Raw genomic sequence first — 24,954 nt, 5'->3', positions numbered from 1 at the left:
GGACGCAGGACGTCCACGGCGGAAAGGTGGGGGGACATGACGGCTGAACAAATGGCCGAAGGATCCGACGGCGACAGCCGGCTTCCCCCGCCCCGCCCCCTGGACGCCATCGATCAGGACATCCTCCAGATGCTCCAGGCGGACGGCCGGGCCTCGATACGGTCCGTCGCCGAACGGGTGCACGTCTCCCGCGCCAACGCCTACGCGCGGATCAACCGGCTGGTCGAGGACGGCGTCATCCGTGGCTTCGGCGCCCGCGTCGACCATGAGCGCGCGGGACACGGCACGTCCGCCTACATCACCCTGAAGATCGTGCAGAACTCCTGGCGGACGGTGCGCGAGCAGCTCAGACGGCTGCCCGGCGCCTCCCACATCGCCCTCGTCGGGGGCGATTTCGATGTCCTGCTCCTGGTGCACACCCCTGACAACAGGGCACTGCGCGAGCTGGTGCTCACCCGTCTCCAGGCGATCCCCGAGGTGCTCAGCACCCGCACCCTGCTGGTGTTCGAGGAGGAGGACCTGGAACCGCAGGGCTGAGGTCAGCTCTCGTAGCGCAGCCCGGTGAAGACCAGCCGCACCACGGCGTCCGCCACTTCCCGCTCGCCCATCCCCCGGCCGTCCGGGCGGTACCACTCGACGATCGAGTTGATCATCCCGAAGACCAGCCTGGTCGCCAGGCGCGGCTCCATGTCGCAGCGCAGGCTGCCGTCGGCGACGGCCGCCTTGAGCAGGGCGGCGACCCGGTGGTCGAAGTCCCGGCGCCGCTCCAGGGCCCACCGCTCGGTGTCGGTGTTGCCCCGCACGCGCAGCAGCAGCGTCACATAGGGCAGCTCGGCTATGAGCACCTCGACCATGCGCCGGACGACGTACTCCAGGCGGTCGGCGGGGTGGTCCGCGCGCGCGGGCTCCTCGTCGAGGATCCCGAACAGGCCGTCCAGCGCCCGGCTGACCGCGCGGCGCAGCAGCTCCTCCTTGCCGGCCACGTGGTGGTATATCGACGACTTGGAGATACCGGCCGCCTTGGACAGGTGCTCCATGGAGGTGCCGTCGTAGCCGCGCTCGTTGAAGACCTGCACGGCGACCGCCAGCAGCGTCTCCGGGGTGTAGGTGTCGCGCTTGGCGGTGGTCACGAGGCGCCCTCCCGCTTCTCGGTGGCGTAGGAGTGCTTGTAGAGCGCGAGGGACGGCGCGTAGCGGCCGGAGGGGTCTCGCTGGTGCAGGTCGTCCAGGAGCGCGCAGGCCCAGCTGCGGCCCAGGCGGCGGCTCCACTCGAAGGGCCCCAGGGGGTAGTTCACGCCGAGGCGCATCGCGGTGTCGATGTCCTCCTCGGTGGCCACGCCCTTGGCGACGGCGTCGTGCGCGAGGTCGACGATCCGCGCGACCGTACGGGCCACGATCATGCCGGGGACGTCACCGATGACGCTGACCTCCTTGCCGAGCGCCTGGAACAGACCGATGGCCTCGGACAGGGCCTGCGCGGAGGTTTCCTGGGAGGCGGAAAGAGCGATGCGGGTGGCCTTGCGGTAGTCCAGGGCGAGGTCGAAGTAGACGACGTCGCGGAACTCCACCGAGGTCTGCCCGTCGGCCAGCGCGAGCTGTCCGTCGCCGGGCAGCACCAGGCGGGTGCCGTGGTCCTCGTCCTCCTCGCGCACCTGGATGCCCGCCTCGCGGATCATCGCGATCAGCTCGGACGCGGGGCCCAGGTCGCCCTCGGCGACGACGTACGCGGGCGGCTGGTGCTTCTCCGCGGTGTGCGGTTCGGCGCGCTCGGCGCCTTCCCGGTAGTCGTACCAGCCCTGGCCGCTCTTGCGGCCCAGGCGCCCGGACTCGACCAGACGGCGCTGGGCGAGGGAGGGGGTGAAGCGCACGTCCTGGAAGAAGGACTGCCACACGGAGTGCGTGACCGACTCGTTGACGTCCTGCCCGATCAGGTCGGTCAGCTCGAACGCGCCCATCCGGAACCCGCCGGACTCGCGCAGGACCGCGTCGATGGTGGCGGGGTCGGCGCCCTGCGCCTCGTAGACCGCGAAGGCCTCGGCGTAGAAGGGCCGCGCGATGCGGTTGACGATGAAGCCGGGGGTGTCGGCGCAGGCGACCGGCGTCTTGCCCCAGGCGCGGGCGGTCTCGTACGCGCGCGTGGCCGAGCTGACGTCGGTGGCGAAGCCGGAGACGACCTCGACCAGCGGCAGCAGCGGCGCGGGGTTGAAGAAGTGCAGCCCCACGAAGCGGCCGGGGTTGCGCAGGGCGCCGCCGATGGCCGTCACCGACAGGGACGAGGTGTTGGTGGCGAGCAGACAGTCCTCGCCGACGACCTCCTCCACCTGGCGGAACAGTTCCTGCTTGACGTCCAGCCGCTCCAGGACGGCCTCGACCACCAGGGCACAGTCCGCGAGGTCGGCGAGGCTCTCCACGGGCACCAGGCGGGCCCGGGCGGCGTCCCGGTCGGCGCTGGTGAGGCGGTCCTTCTCGACGAGCCGGTCGAGGCGGGCGCCGATCGCGGCGGCCGCTTCCCCGGCGCGGCCGGCGACGACGTCGTACAGCCGCACCGGGTGGCCCGCGACCAGCGCGACCTGGGCGATGCCCTGGCCCATGGTGCCGGTGCCGACGACGGCCACGGGGCTGCTGAGGTCGAGTGCTGTCATGTGCGCGATCCTCCCGCACGGCGTTTTCCACAGATGCGGCGGACCCCCTTGTCCCGACCGATCGTTCGGTTACTCTAACTCTGAATGGCTGTTCCTGTCCCCGTTTCGCCCAGGTCAAGAGCTCGACGAAGAGTTCTCCAGACGAGGAGTTGGTCCCGCATGGCCGCCGAACTCACCGCGCCCGATCTGATCGCCAAGCACCGGCCCACCCTCGATCAGGCCCTGGAAGCGATCCGCACCCGCGCGTACTGGTCCCCGCACCCGGAACACCCCAAGGCGTACGGGGAGCACGGCAGCCTGGACGCGGCCGCGGGCAAGGCCGCCTTCGACGCCGTCCTCGGCACCCGCCTCGACCTCGGCCAGCCCGGCACCGACGACTGGGTGGGCGGCGAGGTCTCCCCGTACGGCATCGAGCTGGGCGTGACCTACCCGCACGCGGACGTGGACGTGCTGCTGCCCGCCATGAAGGCCGGACAGCGGGCCTGGCGCGACGCCGGCCCGGAGGTCCGCGCGGTGGTCTGCCTGGAGATCCTCAAGCGGATCAGCGACCGGACGCACGAGTTCGCGCACGCGGTCATGCACACCTCCGGCCAGGCCTTCATGATGGCGTTCCAGGCCGGCGGCCCGCACGCGCAGGACCGCGGCCTGGAAGCGGTGGCCTACGCGTACGCGGAGCAGGTCCGCACGCCCGGCACCGCCGAGTGGACCAAGCCCCAGGGCAAGCGCGACCCGCTCGCCCTCACCAAGAGCTTCACCCCGGTGCCGCGCGGTATCGCCCTGGTCATCGGCTGCAACACCTTCCCGACGTGGAACGGCTATCCGGGCCTGTTCGCCTCCCTGGCCACCGGCAACGCGGTCCTGGTCAAGCCCCACCCGCGCGCGGTGCTGCCGCTCGCGCTGACCGTGGGCGTCGCGCGCGAGGTGCTCGCCGCGGCCGGCTTCGACGCCGACCTGGTCGCGCTCGCCGCCGAGCGGCCCGGCGAGGGCATCGCCAAGACCCTGGCCACACGCCCCGAGATCAAGATCATCGACTACACCGGCTCGACCGCCTTCGGGGACTGGCTGGAGACCAACGCCCGCCAGGCGCAGGTCTACACGGAGAAGGCCGGCGTCAACACGGTGCTCGTCGAGTCCACCGGGAACTACAAGGGCATGCTCGCCAACCTGGCGTTCTCGCTGTCCCTGTACAGCGGCCAGATGTGCACCACCCCGCAGAACCTGCTGATCCCCCGCGACGGCATCCGCACCGACCAGGGCCCCAAGACGTACGACGAGGTCGTCGCCGACCTCGCGCGCGCGGTCGACGGCCTGCTCGGCGACGACGCGCGCGCGAACGCCCTGCTCGGCGCGATCGTCAACCCGGACGTCAAGGCCCGTCTGGAGGCCGCCGCCGGTCTGGGCGAGGTCGCGCTCGCCTCGCGGGAGGTCGCCAACCCGGAGTTCCCGGACGCGGTGGTGCGCACGCCCGTCATCGTGAAGCTGGACGGCGCCAAGCCGGAGGACGAGGCCGCGTACATGAGCGAGTGCTTCGGCCCGGTCTCCTTCGCCGTCGCCGTCGACTCGGCGGCGGACGCGATCGAGCTGCTGCGGCGCACGGTCCGTGAGAAGGGCGCGATGACGGTCGGCGCGTACACCACCGACGAGGAGGTCGAGCGGTCCGTCGAGGAGGTCTGCTTGGAGGAGTCCGCCCAGCTGTCCCTCAACCTCACCGGCGGGGTCTACGTCAACCAGACCGCCGCGTTCTCCGACTTCCACGGCTCGGGCGGCAACCCGGCGGCCAACGCGGCCCTCACGGACGGCGCGTTCGTCGCCAACCGCTTCCGGGTGGTGGAGGTCCGCCGGGAGGCGTAGTCCCGGCGCGGACCCGGCCCGGACGGCCGCGCTGCACCGGCGGGCGCGGTCCTGCCCGGACGACTGCCCTTTACCGGCAGGCGCGGTTCCTGGCTCGGACGGCCGCGCCTCACCGGGAGCCGCAGTCCTGCCCGGACGACTGCCCTTTACCGGAAGGCGCGGTTCCTGGCCGGACGGCCGCGCCTCACCGGAAGGCGCAGTGCCGGCTCAGGCGGATGCGCCCCCGCCGGCGCTCCAGTGGTACAGCGTCATGGCCACACTGGTCGCGAGGTTGTAGCTGGAGACCTGGGGGCGCATCGGCAGGGCGAGCAGATGGTCCGCCCGCGCGCGGAGGGCGTCGGACAGCCCGCTGCGCTCCGAGCCGAAGGCGAGGACGGCGTCGTCGGGGAGCTTCACACCCCGGATGTCCTCGCCCTCCGGGTCGAGCGCGAACACCGGCCCGGGCGGCAGCTCGGCGACGGTGAGCCGCTCCACGGCGGTCGCGAAGTGCAGCCCGGCCCCGCCGCGCACCACGGTCGGGTGCCAGGGGTCGAGCGTGCCCGTGGTGACCACCCCGGTCGCCCCGAAACCGGCGGCCAGCCGGATCACGGCCCCGGCGTTGCCGAGGTTGCGCGGCTCGTCGAGGACCACGACGGGCGCGGTGCGCGGGGTGTGCCCGAGCCGCTCGAGGTGCGCCGCGCGGGACGGCCGTACGGCCAGGGCGGCCACGGCTGTGGGGTGCGGACGCGGCACCAGCGCCGTGTACACCGACTCGGGCACCTCGGTCAGCAGTGCGTCCAGGGCCGCCCGTACGTCGGGGGCGAGTTCGTCGGCCAGGGCGAGCGCCGCCCGCCGGTCGGCGGTGACCGCCACCGGCACCTCTGCGCCGAAGCGCAGGGCGTGCTTGAGGGCGTGGAAGCCGTCGAGCAGCACCGAGGTGTCGGCGAGCCGGCGCCACAGGCCGAGCGGGTCGGGGTCGGTCATGCCGAGAAGCCTACGCGGCGCGGCTCGGCGTCCTCGGGCGTCGGTGGGGCGGACCGCTCGGGTCCGGAGCCGCCGCCCGGCGTCCGCATCGCCTCACGCGCGCGTGCCGCCCACGCACCCACCCGGCGCAGGAACGGCGTCGGCAGGAAGACCGCGTCCGTCGCGATCATCGCCAGCGAGAAGAACGGCAACCCGAGGACCACGGCGATCACCGCGTGCTCGGTCATCATCGCCACCAGCAGGACGTTCTTCACCCGCCGGTTGAACAGGGTGAACGGGAAGGCGACCTGCACGAGGACCGTCCCGTACGTCACCAGCATCACCATGGTGCCGCTGGCGGACAGCAGGTCGCCGAGGGCGGGCCACGGCGAGAAGTAGTCCAGGTGGAGGGGGTAGTAGACGGCGGTGCCGTCCTGCCAGCGCGAGCCCTGGATCTTGTACCAGCCGGCGGTCGCGTAGATCAGACAGGCCTCGGCCATGATCACGAGCAGGGCGCCGTTGTGCAGGATGTTCGCGACGACGTCCAGCAGGACGCGGGGCTGCGCCAATTCCGTCAGGCGTCCGACGGCCCACCACAGACCCTGCACGGCCCAGGCCGCCCAGAGCAGCGCGGGCACGCCCCACTCCCCGTCCATCCGGCCCGTCGCGGTCGCGGCGACCAGCACCCCTCCCAGCACCGCCCACAGGACGGGCCCCACACGGTCGGTGACCCGCTCCCCACGCGCGCATGCCTCGTCGGCGCGGCGCGCACGGCGCGCGTCCAGCGACCACACCCGCGCGCAGCGCGTGAACACCAGGTAGATGGACATCAGGTGCAGGACGTTGTCGCCGCCGTCCCCGACGAAGACGCTGCGGTTCTGCAGCGACAGCACCCCGACCATGAACAGCACCGACATGGTGCGGGTGCGCCAGCCCACCAGAAGCAGCGCGCTCGCCAGCACGGCCAGCGCGTACACGGCCTCGAACCAGAGTCGCCCGTCCGACCACATGACGACCGTGAAGGCGCCGTTGCCGTCGATGAGCTGCCGGGCCAGCTCCCAGCTCCAGGGGCCGTCGGGGCCGTAGAGCTCCGCGCGGTGCGGGAACTCGCGCAGCAGGAACAGCAGCCAGGTCAGGCTGAAGCCGATACGGATAACGGCGCTCTGGTACGGCCCGAGCGGCGAGCCGGTGACGCGCGCTATGGCGGTGGACACCGCCAGGGAGAAGCGGTTCACTTCACGCCCCCCTCGGCCTCGGCGGCCGGCACCGACCACCAGGGCAGCACGCGGTACGTCGGGTCGGTCGAGATCTTCTCGGTGCTCCACGGGGGCGGCGGCACGTTGGTGGTGCGGGAGCGGATCTGGATGCGTTCTATGACGCCGCCCGGCCCGGCCGCGCCGCCGCGGTCCAGGCGCAGCACCACGATCCGGCGCAGGTACGCCTCGGAGAGGGCGCTGCGCGGGCCCATCGAGCGGTTGTCGGTGTCGTGCGAGCCGACGTAGAAGTCCCAGGCGCGGCGCAGCTCGTTCTGCTGGGTGTGGCTCGGCACCAGGTTGCCGTCGATGTCACGGCCGTCCTGGGCGGACAGGTCGTACCAGCCGCTGCTCCGCGTGACGCCGCCCTCGGTGCGGAACTCCGCGCGCACCTGGACGGCGATGTTCTGCTGCAACGGGTTCGGCGCGAACAGCTTCCAGTTCTGTTCGAACTCGGGGTATATCCACTCGTCGATCGCCTCACCGTGCGACTTGGTGACGGTGTTCGACGGCGCGACGTGCAGGAACACCATCCCCAGGTGCACACAGACGGCGACCGCCACGATCGCGAGCGCCAGGGCGGCGCCGACCTGATAGCGCGGCGAGAGAGCGGCGACACCGGTCCGGACCGGTCCATGGCCGGCACCGGAGGGCCCGACCGCGGGGAGCACGCCCGGGTGGGCGCGGGATATCGCCTCGGCGGGAGGCCGAGCCACCTCGACACCGGAACCAGCCGACCCGGTTTGCGGACCGGCCGTCTCGGAACGAGGAGCAGCCGCCTCGACACCTGCCGGACCAGCCGACCCGGAAAGGGGAGCAGCCGCCTCGACACCTGCCGGACCAGCCGACCCCGCACCAGGACCAGCCGCCTCGACGCCCGGACCAGCCGACCCCGCACCGGCCCCGTCCATGTCTGTGAGAGGACCGCCCTCGGGGCTCTGCGCCGGCCGCGCCGTCTCCGGCTGTCGTGGCGGCTCCGGCTGCCACGCCGTCTCCGGTCGCCGTGGCGGCTCCGCCTCCCGTGGAGCGTCAGAGCCTCCGTCGTACGCGTCCATTCCGCCCCGTTCCCCGATTCCGGTCCGTCTTCCGACTGCTCGGCCTTCCGACTGCTCGGCCTTCCGACTGCTCGGCCGCGCCACGGCGACCCGGCCCGGCCGCGCACCACGCAGCCCCACCAGGCACCGCGCACCGCGCATCACGCACTTCGCACAACCGCGCCGCACGTCACACACCACGCGCCGCGAGGCGCACGCGCCGAACACCCTGTGCCCTACGCGCCACGCGTCCGGCACACCGCCGGACGGCCTTCGCACAGTCGTCGCACGGAACGGTACTCAGCCCCGCCCGCCCCGCGCAGCCCTCCCCCCGAGCGGGGCCCGCGCACACGGGCGTCCCACGGGGTCGGACGCGGGATCTCCACACGTTGTCCACAGGGAGGCCCGGAGGTTATCCACAGCGGTTGACACCTTACGACGGCCGTCTCACCATGGAATCGCACGGACCGAACGATCGGTCGGGAGAAGGCTCGGGCAGAGCCCAAGGTCGAGGGGGACCGCATGGCGACAGCAGCCGCGCACCAGCCGGCCGGCGCACAACGGCGGGCGGCGCCGGACGGCACCGGCACCGCCGCGCCGGTGGAGGACGCCTACCTGCGCGTCTTCGACGCCGCCGTGGCCGCCGACGAGCGCATCGAACCACGCGACTGGATGCCCGACGCCTACCGCGCCACCCTCGTCCGGCAGATAGCCCAGCACGCGCACTCCGAGATCATCGGCATGCAGCCGGAGGCGAACTGGATCACCCGCGCGCCCTCGCTGCGCCGCAAGGCCATCCTCATGGCGAAGGTCCAGGACGAGGCGGGACACGGGCTGTACCTCTACAGCGCGGCCGAAACCCTCGGCACCAGCCGCGACGAGCTGCTGGACAAGCTGCACACCGGCCGCCAGAAGTACTCCTCGATCTTCAACTACCCCACGCTGACCTGGGCCGACGTCGGCGCGATCGGCTGGCTGGTGGACGGCGCCGCGATCACCAACCAGGTGCCCCTGTGCCGTTGCTCCTACGGCCCCTACGCGCGCGCGATGGTCCGTATCTGCAAGGAGGAGTCCTTCCACCAGCGTCAGGGGTACGAGCTGCTGCTGGCCCTCAGCCGCGGCACCCCCGAGCAGCACGCGATGGCGCAGGACGCCGTGGACCGCTGGTGGTGGCCGTCGCTGATGATGTTCGGCCCGCCCGACGACGAGTCCGCGCACTCCGCGCAGTCGATGGCCTGGAAGATCAAGCGCCATTCCAACGACGAACTGCGCCAGCGCTTCGTCGACATCTGCGTCCCCCAGGCGGAATCGCTGGGCCTCACCCTCCCCGACCCGGACCTGCGGTGGAACGAGGAGCGGGGGCACTACGACTTCGGCCCGATCGACTGGTCCGAGTTCAAGGAAGTCCTCAAGGGCAACGGCCCGTGCAACGAGGAGCGCATCACCCAGCGCAGGCGGGCCCATGACGAGGGCGCCTGGGTACGGCAGGCCGCCGCGGCCTACGCGGCCAAACGCAGCGGTGCGGCAGGCACCAGCGGGACGGGAGCGGAGCAGGCATGACGAACACCGACTGGCCCCTGTGGGAGGTCTTCGTACGCTCCCGGCGCGGCCTCTCCCACACCCACGCCGGCAGCCTGCACGCACCGGACGCCGAGTTCGCCCTGCGCAACGCCCGCGACCTGTACACCCGGCGCGGCGAGGGTGTCTCGATCTGGGTCGTTCCGGCAGCGGCGATCACCGCTTCCTCCCCGGACGAGAAGGACCCGTTCTTCGAACCGGCCGCCGACAAGCCGTACCGGCACCCGACGTTCTACGACATCCCGGAGGGGGTGAAGCACCTGTGACGACGACCGTGCCCACGAAGACCGCCGCCCTCGCCCTCGGCGACGACGCCCTGGTGCTCTCCCACCGCCTGGGGGAGTGGATGGGCCACGCGCCCGTGCTGGAGGAGGAGGTCGCCCTCGCCAACATCGCCCTCGACCTGCTCGGCCAGGCCCGCGTCCTGCTGTCGATGGCCGGCGACGAGGACGACCTCGCCTATCTCCGCGAGGAACGCGCCTTCCGCAATGTGCAGCTGGTGGAACAGCCCAACGGCGACTTCGCCCACACCATCGTCCGGCAGCTGTACTTCTCCACCTACCAGCACCTGCTCTACGACCGGCTCGCGGCGACAGACGGCCCGTTCGCGGGCCTCGCCGCGAAGGCGGTCAAGGAGGTCGCCTACCACCGCGACCACGCCGAGCAGTGGACCCTGCGCCTCGGGGACGGCACCGAGGACAGCCACGAGCGGACGCGGGTCGCCGTCGACGCCCTGTGGCGGTTCACCGGCGAGATGTTCCAGCCGGTGGACGGCGTCGACGTCGACTGGGCGGAGCTGGAGACGGCCTGGCTGGAGCAGGTCTCGCAGGTGCTGCGCCGGGCCACGCTGACCGTGCCCGAGGGCCCGCGCTCAGGGGCGTGGTCGGCGGGCGCGGGCCGCCAGGGCCTGCACACCGAGCCCTTCGGACGGATGCTCGCCGAGATGCAGCACCTGCACCGCAGCCACCCGGGGGCGTCATGGTGACGCTCACCCCGCTGGAGGCGGAACTCCTCGCCGTCGCCGGCTCGGTACCCGACCCCGAGCTGCCCGTGCTCACGCTCCAGGAGCTCGGCGTACTGCGTGCCGTGCGGGTGCGCGACACCGCCGCCGACACCGTCGAGGTGGAACTGACCCCGACCTACACCGGCTGCCCGGCCCTGGAGGCGATGTCCCTGGACATCGAGCGGGTGCTGCACGAGCACGGGGTGCGCGAGGTCACCGTGCGGACGGTGCTCACCCCCGCCTGGTCGACGGACGACATCACGGACGAAGGACGCCGCAAGCTGCGGGAGTTCGGCATAGCGCCGCCGCGCGTACGGCAGGCGGCCGGACCGGTACCGGTGACGCTGGGCCCCACGCGCGCGCTGGGCGGGGCCCCGGACACGGACCCCGTCCCCTGCCCGCTCTGCGGCTCGGCCGACACCGAGCTGCTCAGCCGCTTCTCCTCCACCGCGTGCAAAGCGCTGCGCCGCTGCCTCGCCTGTCGTGAACCCTTCGACCACTTCAAGGAGTTGTGATGGCCCGCTTCCACCCGCTGCGCGTGGCCGCGGTGGACCGGCTCACCGACGACTCCGTCGCCCTCACCCTCGCCGTGCCCGCCGGACTGCGCGAGGAGTACCGGCACACCGCGGGTCAGCACCTCGCCCTGCGGCGCGTGGTCGACGGGACCGAGATCCGGCGCACGTACTCGATCTGCTCGCCCGCCCCCACCCCGGACGGCGAGGGTCCGCGCACCCTGCGGGTCGGGGTCCGGCTGGTCGACGGCGGGGCCTTCTCCACCTACGCGCTCAAGGAGATCGCCGTCGGCGACGAGCTGGAGGTGATGACCCCGGCGGGCCGGTTCACCCTCGATCCCGCTCCCGGCCTGTACGCGGCGATCGTCGGCGGCAGCGGGATCACTCCGGTGCTGTCGATCGTCTCCACGCTGCTCGCGCGTGAACCCGGGGCGCGGTTCTGTCTGATCCGCAGCGACCGGACGGCCGCCTCGACGATGTTCCTGGAGGAGGTCGCCGACCTCAAGGACCGGTATCCGCAGCGATTGCAGCTGGTCACCGTGCTCTCCCGGGAGGAGCAGCAGACCGGGCTGCCGTCCGGGCGGCTGGACCGGGAGCGGCTGAGAGAACTGCTGCCGGCGCTGCTGCCCGTGGCGGACGTGGCCGGATGGTTCCTGTGCGGGCCGCTCGGGCTGGTGCAGGGCGCGGAGCGGGCGCTTCGGGAGACAGGTGTCCCCCGCTCCCGGATCCACGAGGAGATCTTCCACGTCGACCTCACCCCGCCCCCGGCCACCACGAACGCGCCCGCGCACAGCACGGTGACGGCGCGCCTGGACGGCCGGGCCGGCAGCTGGCCCGTGCGGGACGGGGAGTCGCTGCTGGAGACGGTGCTGCGCAACCGTGCCGACGCCCCCTACGCCTGCAAGGGCGGGGTGTGCGGGACCTGCCGGGCCTTCCTGGTCTCCGGCGAGGTGCGGATGGACCGCAACTTCGCGCTGGAACCGGAGGAGACGGAGGCGGGCTATGTCCTCGCCTGCCAGTCGCATCCCCTGACGGAGGCGGTGGAGCTGGACTTCGACCGCTGAGCCACGCGGACACGACGGCCGCCGGCGGGGCCACCTCGACGCCGAAGAGCAGCCGGCCCTTCCCCCACCGTTCCCTTCTCCTAGAACCTGTTCTATCTTGACGCTCCGTCAGATCAGCTGACCGTCGGGAGGACAGGCCGTGGACTTCACCTTCACCGAGGAGCAGCAGGCGGCGGCCGAGGCCGCGCGAGGAGTCTTCGCCGACGTCGCGCCCGACGGGGTGCCCAGCCCCGCGCTCACCCGGGGCCCCGTCGCCGACGACCTCGACCGGGCGCTGTGGGCGAAACTCGCCGGGGCCGACCTGCTGAGCCTGCTGCTCGACGAGGAGTTCGGCGGGGCCGGCCTGGACGCCGTCGCGCTCTGTCTGGTCCTGCGGGAGTCGGCGCGCGCGCTGGCCAGGGTCCCCCTGCTGGAGAGCAGCGCCGCCGCGGCCGCCGTACAGGCCTACGGCGGGCCCGAGTTGCGGTCCGCGCTGCTCGCGCGGGCCGGCCGGGGCGAGGTCGTCCTGACCGTCGCCGCGCACGGCCGCACCGGCCACGACGCCGCAGAACTCGCGGTGACCGCCCGGCGGGACGGCGAGGTGTGGGTGCTGGACGGGGTGCAGACGGCGGTGCCGTGGGCCTACGAGGCCGACCTCGTCGTCGTTCCCGCGCGCACCGGCGACGACCACGGCGTCCTCGCCCTGGTCCCCCGCGGACACGCGGGAACCGCCCTCGCCGAGCAGGTCTCCACCACCGGTGAGCGACTCGGCGAACTGCGCCTGGAAGCGGCCCGGATCCCCGCCCGGGACGTCATCACCACCGACGGCGCGTGGGACTGGCTGCGCGGCCTGCTGGCCACCGGGACCTGCGCGCTCGCGCTCGGCCTGGGCGAACGCGTCCTGCGCATGACGAGCGACTACACCGGCAAGCGGGAACAGTTCGGGCACCCGATCGCGACGTTCCAGGCCGTCGCCGTGCAGGCCGCCGACCGCTACATCGACCTGCGCGCGATGGAGGTCACCCTGTGGCAGGCGGCCTGGCGCATCGCCTCCGGGGCCCCGGGCGCGCTGCCCGCCGCCGGCGACATCGCCGTGGCCAAGATCTGGGCGTCGGAGGGCGTACGGCGGATCGTGCAGACCGCGCAGCACCTGCACGGCGGCTTCGGTGCCGACGTCGACTACCCGCTGCACCGCTACCACGCCTGGGCCAAGCACCTGGAGCTGTCCCTCGGCCCGGCCGCGGCGCACGAGGAGGCCCTGGGCGACCTTCTGGCCGCCCATCCTCTGGCCTGAACCGCGGCTACACCACGAAGCCGGGCCGGCCCTCGTCGTCCACGACCGGACGGCCCACCGCCGCCCAGAACTGCATCCCGCCGTCGACGTTCACCGCGTCGATGCCCTGCTGGACCAGGTACATCGTGACCTGCGCCGAACGGCCGCCGGAACGGCAGATCACATGGACACGTCCGTCCTGCGGGGCCGCCTCGGTCAGCTCGCCGTAACGGGCGACGAACTCACTGATGGGGATGTGCAGCGCTCCTTCAGCGTGACCCGCCTGCCACTCGTCGTCCTCGCGGACGTCCAGCAGGAAGTCGCCGTCCTTCAGGTCGCCGACCTGAACCGTGGGCACACCAGCTCCAAAACTCATGTACCCGACGCTATCCCACCAGCTCCGCCAGTTCGGACTCCTTCTTCGCCACCTCGGCCAGGAGCTGGTCGGCGATCTCGTCCAGAAGACGGTCGGGATCGTCCGGGGCCAGCCGCAGCATCGCGCCGATCGCGCTCTCCTCCAGCTCCCGCGCGACCAGCGTCAGCATCTCCTTGCGCTCGGCGAGCCACTCCAGGCGGGCGTACAGCTCCTCGCTGGGGCTCGGACGCCGCTCGGCGGGCGCCGGCCCGGCCGCCCACTCCTGCGCCAGCTCCCGCAGCAGGCCCTCGTCGCCACGGGCGTAGGCGGCGTTGACGCGGGTGATGAACTCCTCGCGCCGCTGCCGCTCCTCGTCCTCCTGCGCCAGGTCGGGGTGGGCCTTGCGGGCCAGCTCACGGTAGAGCTTGCGGGCCTCGTCGCTGGGCCGCACCCGCTCCGGGGGCCGCACCGACTGGTCCGTGAGCATCGCCGCGGCCTCCGGGAACAGCCCGTTGTCGTCCATCCAGCCGTGGAAGAGCTCCTCGACCCCCGGCATCGGCAGCACCCGGGCCCGCGCCTCGGCCGCCTTGCGCCGGTCCTCGGGATCGCCGGTGCGGTCGGCTCTGGCCTCGGCAATCTGCGCCTCCAGCTCGTCGAGCCGGGCGTACATGGGGCCGAGTTTCTGGTGGTGGAGCCGGGAGAAGTTCTCGACCTCGACGCGGAAGGTCTCCACCGCGATCTCGAACTCGATCAACGCCTGCTCGGCGGCCCGCACGGCCTGCTCCAGCCGCTCCTCGGGCCGCGACTGCTCAGCTTCGGGGGTCGTCACCCGACCAGCGTAGGCCAAGGCCCGAGACACCGACCGCCTCCACCGGCCAGGACACCGACCGCCTCCACCGGACCACGGCCCAGGACACCGGAGCACAATGACCGCGATCACCGCGACCACCGGCGATCACCACGATCACCGCAAGCGGCGCCCTCGCAAGCCGCGTCTCACACTCCGGCCTCCGCCGCGATCCGCCCCGACCGCACCGCCGCCACCAGCTCGGCGTGGTCCGCCTCGGTGCGGTCGGCGTAGGCCACGGCGAAGGCCGCGATCGCCTCGTCGAGCTCCTCGTTCTTGCCGCAGTAGCCGGCGACCAGACGCGGGTCGGCGCTGTGCGAGTGGGCGCGGGCCAGGAGGGCGCCGGTCATCCGGCCGTAGTCGTCGATCTGGTCGGCGGCGAGGGCGGCCGGGTCCACGCTGCCCTTGCGGTTGCGGAACTGCCGGACCTGGAAGGGACGGCCCTCGACCGTCGTCCAGCCGAGCAGGATGTCGCTGACGACCTGCATCCGCTTCTGGCCGAGCACCACCCGGCGCCCCTCGTGGTCGACGTCGGCCGCGTCGAAGCCGGCGCTCAGCAGGTGCGGCACCAGGGCCGAGCCGCGCGCCTCCTTCACCTGGAGGACCAGCGGCTCACCGCGGTGGTCCAGCAGCAGCACGACGTACGACCGCAGGCCCACGCTGCCCGTGCCGACGATACGGAAGGCGACGTCGTGCACCGCGTGCCGGGACAGCAGCGGGTGACGGTCCTCCGACAGGGTGGTCAGGTACTGCTCGAGCGACGCGGCCACCGCCGCCGCCTCGGCGTCGGGCACCCGGCGCAGCACCGGCGGTGCGTCGACGAAGCGCCGGCCGCCCTCCGGCGTCGGCTCGGTCGAGCGGGCCGCGAACCGCCCGCTGGTGTTGGCGCGCGCCTTCTCCGAGACCCGCTCCAGCGTGCCCACCAGATCGTGGGCGTCGGTGTGGGAGACGAGTTCCTCGTCGGCGATCGCGTTCCACGCGTCCAGCACGGGGAGCCGGGCCAGCAGACGCATGGTGCGGCGGTAGGCGCCGGCCGCGCCGTGGGCCGCCTTGCGGCAGGTGTCCTCGTCCGCGCCGGCCTCCCGGCCCGCGAGCACCAGGGAGGCGGCGAGCCGCTTGAGGTCCCACTCCCAGGGACCCTCGACCGTCTCGTCGAAGTCGTTGAGGTCGATGACCAGGCCGCCGCGCGCGTCGCCGTACAGGCCGAAGTTGGCCGCGTGGGCGTCGCCGCAGATCTGGGCGCGGATCCGGGTCATGGGGGTGCGGGCGAGGTCGTAGGCCATGAGGCCGGCCGAGCCGCGCAGGAACGCGAAGGGCGTGGCCGCCATCCGGCCGACCCTTATCGGCGTGAGGTGCGCGATGCGGCCCTGGTTGGACTCCTCGACGGCCGTCACCGCGTCCGGGCGGGAGGCGTCCAGGTCGAGTACGGCGTGTGCCGCGCGCGGAACCCGGTCGCGCAGGGCCTTGCCCTCTTCCTTGGGGGCCCCGGCGACGGGCCACTCGGCGAATCCCCGCACCCTGGGCAGCCGGTGCGCCCCACTCCCAGAGGCCCCGACGCCGACCCCAGCCCCGACCCCGACTCCGGCCTCGGTCATGACGACCGCCTCCCCCGCACACGTCCGTACGTCCGTCCGTCGGCCCGACGAGCCGAACATCAACTCGTGCAGACCGTACAGCCGACGGCTGAAACGCGTCAGACCCTGTGGACAACTCGCCAACTGTGGACAACCGGCCGCCACTGACCGCCCGTGAGATACCTCACGCGACCCGCACCCGCCCCGGACACGCGAAAGCCCCCCAGGTCTGAGACCTGAGGGGCTTCCAGCTGGTGCGCGAGGGGGGAGTTGAACCCCCACGCCCTTGCGGGCACTGGAACCTGAATCCAGCGCGTCTGCCTATTCCGCCACCCGCGCATTGGGTGTGTCCTTGGGCTTGTGGGCTCTTCGGCCCGGCGCCTTCCGACACGCAGAACATTAGCACGCCCGCCAGGGTGCGTTCACATCACTTCTGCGGGGGCAGAGGTCACCGCGAGGGCCCCGGCAACCTCACGCGTCTCGGCGGTGACTGGTTCACGTATCAACCTCGTACCTATGGGGGCCGTCTCCCCGGAAGCCGGACGAGGTCCACGGTCAGGTGCGGGACACTGGTCCTCGGCCACCTCTACGATCCTGGGCAGAAGTCACGTGCGGAAGCAGGTGCGCATGAGGGCGTCGACACCCGTCGACGGGGCCGACAGGGGGAACCAGCCGATTCACCGGCGCGTGGATACGATCAGTAAGCAGTACCAGGTAGGCAGCACGACGCGGGACAGCAGGGCCAACGACGGAGGAGGTGCCCCATGGGAGTCCTGAAGAAATTCGAGCAGCGTCTCGAGGGTCTGGTCAACGGCACCTTCGCCAAGGTCTTCAAGTCCGAGGTCCAGCCCGTGGAGATCGCCGGCGCGCTCCAGCGGGAGTGCGACAACAACGCCACCATCTGGAACCGTGACCGCACGGTCGTCCCCAACGACTTCATCGTGGAGCTGAGCGCGCCGGACTTCGAGCGCCTCAGCCCCTACTCCGGCCAGCTCGGCGACGAGCTCGCCGGCATGGTGCGCGACTACGCCAAGCAGCAGCGCTACACCTTCATGGGGCCGATCAAGGTCAACCTGGAGAAGGCGGACGACCTCGACACCGGCCTGTACCGGGTGCGCAGCCGTACGCTCGCCTCCTCCAGCAGCCAGCAGGCCCCCGACCGCGCCCCGGCCGGCGGTCAGCGCCCCGGCGGCTACGGCTACCCGCCCGCGGGCGGCGCTCCCCCCATGCCCTCCACACCGCCCCCCGGCGCCGCGCCCGGCGGCTACGGCTACCCGCCCCCCGCCGGACAGCGTCCCGGCGCGGCCGGCGGCGGCCTGGCCGGCGCCCCGCAGCCCGGTGCGCGCACCCGCCACTGGATCGAGATCAACGGCACCCGCCACCAGATCTCCCGCGCCACGCTCGTGCTGGGCCGCTCCACCGAGGCCGACGTGCGGATCGACGACCCCGGCGTCTCCCGCCGGCACTGCGAGATCCGGACCGGTTCGCCCTCGACGATCCAGGATCTCGGTTCCACCAACGGCATCGTGGTGGACGGGCAGCACACCACCCGCGCTACGCTCCGCGACGGCTCGCGGATCGTCGTGGGCAGCACCACCGTTATCTATAGGCAAGCCGAAGGGTGAAGCGGGGGCAATGTCAGAGCTGACCCTCACGGTCATGCGGCTGGGTTTCCTGGCCGTGTTGTGGCTGTTCGTGATCGTGGCCGTGCAGGTCATCCGGAGCGACCTGTTCGGTACGCGCGTCACCCAGCGCGGCGCGCGCCGGGAGGCCGGCCGGGCGCAGCAGGCCCAGCGCCAGGCACCCCCGCAGCAGCGCCAGCAGCCCGCCGCCGCCGGCCGCAGGGGCCGTAACGCCCCCACGAAGCTGGTCGTGTCCGAGGGCACCCTCACCGGCACGACCGTCGCGCTCCAGGGCCAGACCATCACGCTGGGCCGCGCGCACGACAGCACGATCGTGCTGGACGACGACTACGCCTCCAGCCGCCATGCCAGGATCTACCCGGACCGCGACGGCCAGTGGATCGTCGAGGACCTGGGCTCCACCAACGGCACGTATCTCGACCGAACGCGGCTGACGACTCCCACACCGATCCCGCTGGGCGCGCCGATCCGCATCGGCAAGACCGTCATCGAGCTGCGGAAGTAGTGCTACATCATGAGTGAGCGCGAGCGGAGCGAGCACGCCACGGCGGCCGGCATCCAGGGCCCCGGCGCGCTCCCGACCGGAGGGTGGGCAGTGTGGCTCGACACGACCGGCTGTACCCGGGGCCGACGGGCGAGGTGGGCATGAGTCTGTCACTGCGCTTCGCCGCCGGATCGCACAAGGGCATGATCCGGGAGGGCAACGAGGACTCCGGGTACGCCGGTCCGCGCCTGCTCGCCATCGCCGACGGCATGGGCGGTGCCGCCGCCGGTGAGGTCGCCTCCTCCGAGGCGATCTCCACGATCGTCGCGCTCGACGACGACGTGCCCGGCTCCGACGTCCTCACCTCGCTCGGCGCCGCCGTCCAGCGCGCCAACGACCAGCTGCGCGCCATGGTCGAGGAGGACCCCCAGCTCGAGGGCATGGGAACGACGCTGACCGCGCTGCTGTGGACGGGCCAGCGGCTCGGCCTGGTGCACGTCGGCGACTCGCGCGCGTACCTGCTGCGGGACGGCGTGCTCACGCAGATCACGCAGGACCACACCTGGGTGCAGCGGCTCGTCGACGAGGGCCGCATCACCGAGGAGGAGGCCACCACCCACCCGCAGCGCTCGCTGCTGATGCGGGCGCTCGGCAGCGGTGAGCACGTCGAGCCCGACCTGTCGATCCGCGAGGTCCGGGCCGGCGACCGCTATCTGATCTGCTCCGACGGCCTCTCCGGCGTCGTCTCCCACCAGACGCTCGAGGACACCCTCGCCAGCTACCAGGGCCCGCAGGAGACCGTGCAGGAGCTGATCCAGCTCGCGCTGCGCGGCGGCGGCCCGGACAACATCACCGTCATCGTCGCGGACGTCCTCGACCTGGACACCGGTGACACCCTCGCCGGGCAGCTGTCCGACACGCCCGTCGTGGTCGGCGCCGTCGCGGAGAACCAGCACCAGCTGCACGACAACGGCATCATGCAGACCCCGGCCGGCCGCGCCTCCGGCCTCGGCCGCCAGGGCCGGCACGCCGCGGGCGGCGGCGGGGAGTTCGGCCCGCCCGGCTCCGGCGACGTCACCGGCTTCATCCCCACCGGCGGCTTCGGCGACTACACCGACGACGACTTCGTCAAGCCCCGCAAGAACCGCAGGTGGCTGAAGAGATCGCTGTACAGCGTCCTCGCGCTCGCCGTCATCGGCGGCGGTCTGTACGGCGGCTGGCGCTGGACGCAGACCCAGTACTACGTCGGCACCAAGGGCGAGCACCTCGCGCTGTACCGCGGCATCAGCCAGGACCTGGCCTGGGTGTCGCTGTCGAAGGTCGAGAAGGACCACCCCGAGATCGAACTCAAGTACCTCCCCGAGTACCAGCAGAAGCAGGTCGAGGCGACGATCCCCGCGGGCGACCTGTCCTCCGCCCGCAAGAAGATCGACGAACTGGCCGTACAGGCCTCCGCGTGCAAGAAGCAGGCCCAGGCGAGCGCCGCCGAGGGCCAGAACGCCAAGGCGCCCCAGGGTGAGGCCCGAGGCCTCACGGGAACCACCCGTACCTCCCTCACGTCCAAGGCAACGCCGACTCCGACCCCCACGGGCGAGTCGGTCTCCCCGTCCACGACTCCGTCCACGTCCGCGACCGCCACTCCCAACCCCGGCCCGACCCTCTCGGAGGAAGAGCAGAAGGTCGTCTCGCGGTGCGGTGAGCAGTAGACAAGCCGTGAGAGGCCCTGTCACACGATGAGCAGTACAACCAACACGCCGACGCACCACACGTCCACGATCGGGTCGATCGGCACCCCGAGCCGACGCAACACCGAGCTGGCGCTCCTGGTGTTCGCCGTCGTCATCCCGGTGTTCGCCTACGCCAACGTGGGCCTCGCCATCAACGAGCAGGTGCCGTCCGGCCTGCTCAGCTACGGCCTGGGACTCGGCCTGCTGGCCGGCGTCGCCCATCTCGTCGTCCGCAAGTTCGCGCCGTACGCCGACCCGCTGCTGCTGCCGCTGGCCACGCTGCTGAACGGACTGGGTCTCGTCGCCATCTGGCGTCTGGACCAGTCCGAGCTGCTCCAGTCGATCCAGCAGGCCGGGACGGCCGCGCCGCGCCAGCTGATGTACACGGCGATGGGCATCGCCTTCTTCATCGTGGTGCTGATCTTCCTCAAGGACCACCGCGTCCTTCAGCGCTACACCTACATCTCCATGGTCGGCGCGCTGTTCCTGCTGCTGCTGCCGCTGGTGCCGGGCCTCGGCCGGAACATCTACGGCGCCAAGATCTGGATCCAGGTCGGCAGCTTCTCCATCCAGCCCGGTGAGTTCGCCAAGATCGTCCTGGCGATCTTCTTCGCCGGCTACCTGATGGTGAAGCGGGACGCGCTCGCCCTCGCCAGCCGCCGCTTCATGGGCCTGTACCTGCCGCGCGGCCGCGACCTGGGCCCGATCCTCGTCGTCTGGGCGATCTCGATCCTGATCCTGGTCTTCGAGACCGACCTCGGTACGTCGCTGCTGTTCTTCGGAATGTTCGTCATCATGCTGTACGTCGCCACCGAGCGGACCAGCTGGATCGTGTTCGGTCTGCTGATGTCCGCCGTCGGCGCCGTCGGCGTGGCCAGCTTCGAACCGCACATCCAGCAGCGCGTCAACGCCTGGCTCGACCCGATGCGCGAGTACACGCTCTCCCGCGCGGGCGAGATCGGCCACTCCGAGCAGGCGATGCAGGCGCTGTGGGCGTTCGGCTCCGGCGGCACCCTCGGCACCGGCTGGGGCCAGGGTCACTCCGACCTGATCCGCTTCGCCGCCAACTCCGACTTCATCCTCGCCACCTTCGGCGAGGAGCTGGGCCTGGCCGGCGTCATGGCGCTGCTGCTGCTGTACGGCCTGATCGTGGAGCGCGGCGTGCGCACCGCCCTCGCCGCCCGCGACCCGTTCGGCAAGCTGCTCGCCATCGGCCTCTCCGGCGCGTTCGCCCTCCAGGTGTTCGTCGTGGCCGGCGGTGTGATGGGCCTCATCCCGCTGACCGGTATGACGATGCCGTTCCTGGCGTACGGCGGTTCCTCGGTGATCGCCAACTGGGCGCTGATCGGCATCCTGATCAGAATCAGCGACACCGCGCGCCGGCCGGCGCCCGCCCCCGCCTCCAACCCCGACGCCGAGATGACCCAGGTGGTCCGCCCGTCATGAACAAGCCCCTGCGCCGGATCGCGATCTTCTGCGGACTCCTGATCCTCACGCTGCTCATCCGCGACAACTGGCTCCAGTACGCCAAGGCCAACGACCTGGCCACGGACGACGAGAACCGTCGCGTCAACATCGAGCGGTACGCCACCCCGCGCGGCGACATCATCGTCGAGGGCAAGGCCATCACCGGCTCGGTGGAGAACACCAGCGGCGACTACAAGTACAAGCGCACCTGGACGGACGGCCCGATGTGGGCGCCGGTCACCGGCTACTCCTCGCAGGCGTTCGGCGCCAACCAGCTGGAGAAGCTCGAGGACGGCATCCTCACCGGCAACGACGACCGGCTCTTCTTCCGCAACACGCTCGACATGATCACGGGCAAGAAGAAGGAGGGCGGCAGCGTCGTCACCACCCTCAACGCCGCCGCGCAGAAGGCCGCGTACAAGGGCCTGGGCAGCAAGAAGGGCGCCGTCGCCGCGATCGAGCCGTCCACCGGCAAGATCCTGGCGCTGGTCTCCACCCCGTCGTACGACCCGTCGAAGTTCGCGGGCACCTCCTCCAAGGACGAAGACGCCTGGAAGGCCGTCCAGAAGGAGAACAACCCCGACAACCCGATGCTGAACCGGGCCCTGCGCGAGGCCTACCCGCCGGGCTCGACGTTCAAGGTCGTCACCGCGGCCGCCGCGCTGGAGAACGGCGTGGTCTCGGACATCGACGACGCCACGAAGACGCCGGACCCCTACCAGCTGCCGCAGACCAGGACCGACCTCAAGAACCAGCACGGTGAGTGCGAGAACGCCACACTGCGGTACGCGCTCATGGTGTCCTGCAACACCGTCTTCGCGAAGATGGCCGACACCGTCGGCAACGAGAAGATGATCGAGCAGGCGGCGAAGTTCGGCTACAACAACAAGGAGCTGGACACCCCGGTCCGCGCCGCCGAGAGCATCTACCCCGAGGACAACAGGCCGCAGAACGCCATGGACGGCATCGGGCAGGCCTCCAACCGCGCCACCCCGCTGCAGATGGCCATGGTGGCCTCGGCCATCGCCAACGACGGCAAGCTGATGAAGCCGTACATGGTCGACCAGCTCAAGGCCGCGAACCTCGACACCATCGAGACGACCGAGCCGCAGGAGCTGTCCCAGGCCGTCTCCTCGGAGACCGCGCAGAAGCTCCAGAAGATGATGGAGTCGGTCGTCAACGACCCGCAGGGCACCGGTGGGAAGGCCAAGGTCTCCGGCGCCACCGTCGGCGGCAAGACCGGTACCGCCCAGCACGGCCTGAACAACAGCGAGAAGCCGTACGCCTGGTTCATCTCCTACGCGAAGCTGTCCGACGGCAGCGCGCCGGTGGCCGTCGCCGTGGTCGTCGAGGACGGCGCGGCCAACCGGGACGACATTTCCGGTGGCGGCCTCGCCGGCCCGATCGCAAGGGACGTGATGAAGGCAGTCATCAACAGCAAGAAGTGACCCCGATCACGTCGCCTACGCATCGGTGCACGTTGCGATACCGGTCCTGTATCGGGTGACGCGCTCGGCCAGGTCACGACGCGCCGTCCGGGTACGGTATGCCCGGACGGCAGCCTTCGACCGCACACGTGTGCCGGTCGGGACCGACGGAGAGGGCTGGTAGGTAGCTATGGAAGAGCCGCGTCGCCTCGGCGGCCGGTACGAGCTGAGCCACGTGCTCGGCCGTGGTGGCATGGCCGAGGTCTACCTCGCGCATGACACGCGCCTGGGACGCACCGTGGCGGTGAAGACGCTGCGCGCCGACCTCGCGCGCGACCCTTCCTTCCAGGCCCGGTTCCGCCGGGAGGCCCAGTCGGCCGCCTCGCTCAACCATCCCGCGATCGTCGCGGTCTACGACACGGGCGAGGACTACATCGACGGGGTCTCGATCCCGTACATCGTCATGGAGTACGTCGACGGCTCCACACTCCGTGAGCTGCTGCACTCCGGCCGCAAGCTGCTGCCGGAGCGGGCCATGGAGATGACCATCGGCATCCTCCAGGGCCTGGAATACGCCCACCGCAACCAGATCGTCCACCGCGACATCAAGCCGGCGAACGTCATGCTGACGCGCAACGGCCAGGTCAAGGTGATGGACTTCGGCATCGCCCGCGCCATGGGTGACGCCGGCATGACGATGACGCAGACGGCCGCGGTGATCGGCACCGCCCAGTACCTGTCCCCGGAGCAGGCCAAGGGCGAGCAGGTCGACGCCCGGTCCGACCTGTACTCCACCGGCTGTCTCCTGTACGAGCTGCTGACCGTCCGCCCGCCGTTCGTCGGCGACTCCCCCGTGGCCGTGGCCTACCAGCACGTCCGTGAGGAGCCGCAGCCGCCCAGCGTCTTCGACCCCGAGATCACGCCCGAGATGGACGCGATCGTGTTGAAGGCCCTGGTCAAGGACCCCAACTACCGGTACCAGTCGGCCGACGAGATGCGTGCCGACATCGAGGCCTGCCTCGACGGCCAGCCGGTCGCGGCCACGGCGGCGATGGGCTCGGTCGGTTACGGCGGCTACCCGGACGACCAGCCGACGACGGCGCTGCGCGCCGACGCGGGCGCCACCACGATGCTGCCGCCCATGAGCCCGGACGACGGCGGCTACGGCTACGACGACCGCCCCGACCGGCGCCGCCAGAAGAAGAACAACACGTCGACGATCCTGCTGGTCGTGGCGGCCGTGCTGGTGCTCGTCGGCGCGATCCTCATCGGCAAGTGGGCCTTCAGCGGAAACACCGGCGACAAGCCGTTCGCGGCCCCGAACTTCGTCGGGCAGACCAAGGCCCGTGCCGAGACGATGGCCAAGAATGTCGAGCTGAAGCTGGTGTCCACGGCGAAACCCTGTGAGGACACGCCGAAGGACAGCGTCTGCTCCCAGACGCCGACGGCCGGCTCCAACGTCAAAAAGGGCGAAACGGTCACCATCGTCGTCTCGACCGGTGCGCCCAAGGTGGCGGTGCCCAGTGTCCTCGGCAAGAGCCTGGAGGACGCGAAGTCCGAGCTCGAGGGCGACAAGTACCAGCTGGTCGTCGAGACGAAGGAAGAGGTCTCCAGCGAGGAGCCGGGCACGGTCCTCGCCCAGAACCCGGAGCTCGGCACGGAGGTGGAGAAGGGCTCCCCGATCACCCTGACCATCGCCAAGGCGGAGGCGAAGGCCACCGTCCCCGACGTCCTCGGCAAGTCCTGTGACGACGCCAAGGCGCAGATGGAGCAGAGCGACCTGGTCGGCAACTGCACCGATGTCGAGACCCAGGACCCGAACCAGGTGGGCAAGGTCATCCAGACCACCCCGTCGGCGGGCCAGCAGATCACCAAGGGCTCGACGGTGCAGATCCAGATCGGCAAGGCGCCCGAGAACCAGCAGGTCCAGGTCCCGGGCAACCTCCAGGGCATGAGCCTGAAGGACGCCAAGAAGGCGCTCCAGGACACGGGCCTGAACGTGGGCAACATCCAGGGCAGCAGCGACGACAACGCCGTCGTCCTGACCTCCGACCCGGCTCCCGGCAGCACGGTGAACCGCGGGCAGACCGTCAACCTGATCACCGTCAACAACAACGGCGGGAACAACGGCGGCAACAACGGCGGAACCATCTTCTTCGGAGGGACCAGCGGTTAGCCGCCCGCGGTGACCGGCGGGTTGCCGCCCGTCGGCCCCCGCGGTGAGGGGCGGGCCTGCCGCCCGCCGCACGACGAAGCAGGGCCCTACCGGAGTTCACCGGTAGGGCCCTTGCTCGGTTCCA

The 24,954-nt window shown here is 71.5% G+C and carries 22 protein-coding genes and 1 tRNA gene; 14 read left to right on the top strand and 9 right to left on the bottom strand.

Annotated features, from left to right (window positions below; translation table 11 throughout):
• Positions 1-51: 51 nt before the first annotated feature.
• Complete coding sequence (locus ALMP_RS26855) at positions 52-537, top strand: Lrp/AsnC family transcriptional regulator (protein ID WP_264932905.1); 486 nt, start codon at positions 52-54, stop codon at positions 535-537.
• Between the two features lie 2 nt (positions 538-539).
• Here ALMP_RS26855 and ALMP_RS26850 read toward each other — a convergent pair whose 3' ends face one another.
• Together ALMP_RS26850 and ALMP_RS26845 are read right to left on the bottom strand one after the other, a co-directional pair.
• Positions 540-1,130 carry a TetR/AcrR family transcriptional regulator gene (locus ALMP_RS26850; RefSeq protein WP_264932872.1) on the bottom strand — a complete coding sequence of 197 codons (591 nt, stop codon included), beginning with the start codon at positions 1,128-1,130 and terminating at the stop codon, positions 540-542.
• Positions 1,127-2,641, bottom strand: a complete 1,515-nt coding sequence (locus ALMP_RS26845) for a 3-hydroxyacyl-CoA dehydrogenase (protein ID WP_264932870.1) — start codon at positions 2,639-2,641, stop codon at positions 1,127-1,129. The genes ALMP_RS26850 and ALMP_RS26845 overlap by 4 nt, the downstream gene beginning before the upstream one ends.
• Before the next feature lie 159 nt (positions 2,642-2,800).
• On the opposite strand from ALMP_RS26845, the gene paaN reads away from it, so the two are divergent.
• The gene (gene paaN, locus ALMP_RS26840) at positions 2,801-4,492 is read left to right on the top strand and encodes a phenylacetic acid degradation protein PaaN (protein ID WP_264932868.1); all 1,692 of its coding nucleotides are present in this window, start codon (positions 2,801-2,803) and stop codon (positions 4,490-4,492) included.
• Between the two features lie 207 nt (positions 4,493-4,699).
• On the opposite strand, the gene ALMP_RS26835 is transcribed toward paaN, so the two are convergent.
• From ALMP_RS26835 to ALMP_RS26825, 3 genes are read right to left on the bottom strand one after another with little or no spacing between them, the layout of a single operon-like run.
• Positions 4,700-5,455, bottom strand: a complete 756-nt coding sequence (locus ALMP_RS26835; protein ID WP_264932867.1) for an RNA methyltransferase — start codon at positions 5,453-5,455, stop codon at positions 4,700-4,702.
• Positions 5,452-6,669 carry an HTTM domain-containing protein gene (locus ALMP_RS26830; RefSeq protein WP_264932866.1) on the bottom strand — a complete coding sequence of 406 codons (1,218 nt, stop codon included), beginning with the start codon at positions 6,667-6,669 and terminating at the stop codon, positions 5,452-5,454. Before ALMP_RS26830 ends, ALMP_RS26835 begins: the two co-directional genes overlap by 4 nt.
• Complete coding sequence (locus ALMP_RS26825) at positions 6,666-7,403, bottom strand: DUF5819 family protein (RefSeq protein WP_375803538.1); 738 nt, start codon at positions 7,401-7,403, stop codon at positions 6,666-6,668. The genes ALMP_RS26830 and ALMP_RS26825 overlap by 4 nt, the downstream gene beginning before the upstream one ends.
• A gap of 840 nt (positions 7,404-8,243) precedes the next feature.
• Between ALMP_RS26825 and paaA the strand changes: the two genes are divergently transcribed.
• The 6 genes from paaA (at position 8,244) to ALMP_RS26795 (ending at position 13,151) form a co-directional block, all read left to right on the top strand.
• On the top strand, positions 8,244-9,281 hold the full coding sequence (gene paaA, locus ALMP_RS26820; RefSeq protein ID WP_264932862.1) for a 1,2-phenylacetyl-CoA epoxidase subunit PaaA: 1,038 nt from the start codon (positions 8,244-8,246) through the stop codon (positions 9,279-9,281).
• Positions 9,278-9,565: a 1,2-phenylacetyl-CoA epoxidase subunit PaaB gene (gene paaB, locus ALMP_RS26815; RefSeq protein ID WP_264932860.1), complete on the top strand. Its 288-nt coding sequence runs from the start codon at positions 9,278-9,280 to the stop codon at positions 9,563-9,565. Before paaA ends, paaB begins: the two co-directional genes overlap by 4 nt.
• A complete protein-coding gene (gene paaC / locus ALMP_RS26810) occupies positions 9,562-10,284 on the top strand; it encodes a 1,2-phenylacetyl-CoA epoxidase subunit PaaC (RefSeq protein WP_264932859.1) in 723 nt (240 codons plus the stop codon). Before paaB ends, paaC begins: the two co-directional genes overlap by 4 nt.
• Entirely contained in the window at positions 10,278-10,817 is a 540-nt protein-coding gene (gene paaD / locus ALMP_RS26805; protein ID WP_264932857.1) for a 1,2-phenylacetyl-CoA epoxidase subunit PaaD, read from the top strand. Before paaC ends, paaD begins: the two co-directional genes overlap by 7 nt.
• Entirely contained in the window at positions 10,817-11,878 is a 1,062-nt protein-coding gene (locus ALMP_RS26800; protein WP_264932856.1) for a 2Fe-2S iron-sulfur cluster-binding protein, read from the top strand. The genes paaD and ALMP_RS26800 overlap by 1 nt, the downstream gene beginning before the upstream one ends.
• A 139-nt stretch (positions 11,879-12,017) precedes the next feature.
• Entirely contained in the window at positions 12,018-13,151 is a 1,134-nt protein-coding gene (locus ALMP_RS26795; RefSeq protein WP_264932854.1) for an acyl-CoA dehydrogenase family protein, read from the top strand.
• 7 nt (positions 13,152-13,158) lie between these two features.
• On the opposite strand, the gene ALMP_RS26790 is transcribed toward ALMP_RS26795, so the two are convergent.
• The 4 genes from ALMP_RS26790 to ALMP_RS26775 all read right to left on the bottom strand — a co-directional run bounded on the left by ALMP_RS26790 (position 13,159) and on the right by ALMP_RS26775 (position 16,245).
• Complete coding sequence (locus tag ALMP_RS26790) at positions 13,159-13,488, bottom strand: rhodanese-like domain-containing protein (RefSeq protein ID WP_264932904.1); 330 nt, start codon at positions 13,486-13,488, stop codon at positions 13,159-13,161.
• A gap of 28 nt (positions 13,489-13,516) precedes the next feature.
• Positions 13,517-14,314: a hypothetical protein gene (locus tag ALMP_RS26785; protein WP_264932853.1), complete on the bottom strand. Its 798-nt coding sequence runs from the start codon at positions 14,312-14,314 to the stop codon at positions 13,517-13,519.
• Between the two features lie 167 nt (positions 14,315-14,481).
• Positions 14,482-15,927 (bottom strand): DUF2252 domain-containing protein, encoded by a 1,446-nt coding sequence (locus tag ALMP_RS26780; protein WP_264932852.1) that lies wholly within the window; start codon positions 15,925-15,927, stop codon positions 14,482-14,484.
• A 231-nt stretch (positions 15,928-16,158) separates the two neighbouring features.
• Positions 16,159-16,245 (bottom strand) — tRNA-Leu (locus tag ALMP_RS26775).
• Between the two features lie 425 nt (positions 16,246-16,670).
• Here ALMP_RS26775 and ALMP_RS26770 point away from each other — a divergent pair.
• The 6 genes from ALMP_RS26770 to pknB all read left to right on the top strand — a co-directional run bounded on the left by ALMP_RS26770 (position 16,671) and on the right by pknB (position 24,830).
• Complete coding sequence (locus ALMP_RS26770) at positions 16,671-17,531, top strand: DUF3662 and FHA domain-containing protein (RefSeq protein ID WP_264932851.1); 861 nt, start codon at positions 16,671-16,673, stop codon at positions 17,529-17,531.
• Positions 17,532-17,541: 10 nt separating this feature from the next.
• Positions 17,542-18,054: an FHA domain-containing protein gene (locus tag ALMP_RS26765; protein ID WP_264932850.1), complete on the top strand. Its 513-nt coding sequence runs from the start codon at positions 17,542-17,544 to the stop codon at positions 18,052-18,054.
• A 92-nt stretch (positions 18,055-18,146) separates the two neighbouring features.
• Positions 18,147-19,739, top strand: a complete 1,593-nt coding sequence (locus ALMP_RS26760) for a Stp1/IreP family PP2C-type Ser/Thr phosphatase (protein WP_264932849.1) — start codon at positions 18,147-18,149, stop codon at positions 19,737-19,739.
• 27 nt (positions 19,740-19,766) lie between these two features.
• Complete coding sequence (locus ALMP_RS26755) at positions 19,767-21,206, top strand: FtsW/RodA/SpoVE family cell cycle protein (protein WP_264932848.1); 1,440 nt, start codon at positions 19,767-19,769, stop codon at positions 21,204-21,206.
• A complete protein-coding gene (locus tag ALMP_RS26750; RefSeq protein ID WP_264932847.1) occupies positions 21,203-22,675 on the top strand; it encodes a penicillin-binding protein 2 in 1,473 nt (490 codons plus the stop codon). Before ALMP_RS26755 ends, ALMP_RS26750 begins: the two co-directional genes overlap by 4 nt.
• A 169-nt stretch (positions 22,676-22,844) precedes the next feature.
• On the top strand, positions 22,845-24,830 hold the full coding sequence (gene pknB / locus ALMP_RS26745) for a Stk1 family PASTA domain-containing Ser/Thr kinase (RefSeq protein ID WP_264932845.1): 1,986 nt from the start codon (positions 22,845-22,847) through the stop codon (positions 24,828-24,830).
• The last annotated feature ends 124 nt before the right edge of the window (positions 24,831-24,954 follow it).

The sequence above is a fragment of the Streptomyces sp. A012304 genome, from assembly GCF_026008495.1.
GTDB lineage: Bacteria > Actinomycetota > Actinomycetes > Streptomycetales > Streptomycetaceae > Streptomyces.
The sequence above is the reverse complement of the archived record's forward strand: the minus strand, read 5'-3'. Positions and strand labels throughout refer to the sequence as shown.

Excerpts from the sequence above, each read along its gene's own strand:
- ALMP_RS26855 (WP_264932905.1), top strand. The coding sequence starts at position 52 with ATGGCCGAAGGATCCGACGGCGACAGCCGGCTTCCCCCGCCCCGCCCC.
- ALMP_RS26845 (WP_264932870.1), bottom strand. The coding sequence starts at position 2,641 with ATGACAGCACTCGACCTCAGCAGCCCCGTGGCCGTCGTCGGCACCGGC.
- paaN (WP_264932868.1), top strand. The coding sequence starts at position 2,801 with ATGGCCGCCGAACTCACCGCGCCCGATCTGATCGCCAAGCACCGGCCC.
- ALMP_RS26835 (WP_264932867.1), bottom strand. The coding sequence starts at position 5,455 with ATGACCGACCCCGACCCGCTCGGCCTGTGGCGCCGGCTCGCCGACACC.
- paaA (WP_264932862.1), top strand. The coding sequence starts at position 8,244 with ATGGCGACAGCAGCCGCGCACCAGCCGGCCGGCGCACAACGGCGGGCG.
- paaB (WP_264932860.1), top strand. The coding sequence starts at position 9,278 with ATGACGAACACCGACTGGCCCCTGTGGGAGGTCTTCGTACGCTCCCGG.
- paaD (WP_264932857.1), top strand. The coding sequence starts at position 10,278 with ATGGTGACGCTCACCCCGCTGGAGGCGGAACTCCTCGCCGTCGCCGGC.
- ALMP_RS26800 (WP_264932856.1), top strand. The coding sequence starts at position 10,817 with ATGGCCCGCTTCCACCCGCTGCGCGTGGCCGCGGTGGACCGGCTCACC.
- ALMP_RS26780 (WP_264932852.1), bottom strand. The coding sequence starts at position 15,927 with ATGACCGAGGCCGGAGTCGGGGTCGGGGCTGGGGTCGGCGTCGGGGCC.
- ALMP_RS26770 (WP_264932851.1), top strand. The coding sequence starts at position 16,671 with ATGGGAGTCCTGAAGAAATTCGAGCAGCGTCTCGAGGGTCTGGTCAAC.
- ALMP_RS26765 (WP_264932850.1), top strand. The coding sequence starts at position 17,542 with ATGTCAGAGCTGACCCTCACGGTCATGCGGCTGGGTTTCCTGGCCGTG.
- ALMP_RS26755 (WP_264932848.1), top strand. The coding sequence starts at position 19,767 with ATGAGCAGTACAACCAACACGCCGACGCACCACACGTCCACGATCGGG.
- ALMP_RS26750 (WP_264932847.1), top strand. The coding sequence starts at position 21,203 with ATGAACAAGCCCCTGCGCCGGATCGCGATCTTCTGCGGACTCCTGATC.
- pknB (WP_264932845.1), top strand. The coding sequence starts at position 22,845 with ATGGAAGAGCCGCGTCGCCTCGGCGGCCGGTACGAGCTGAGCCACGTG.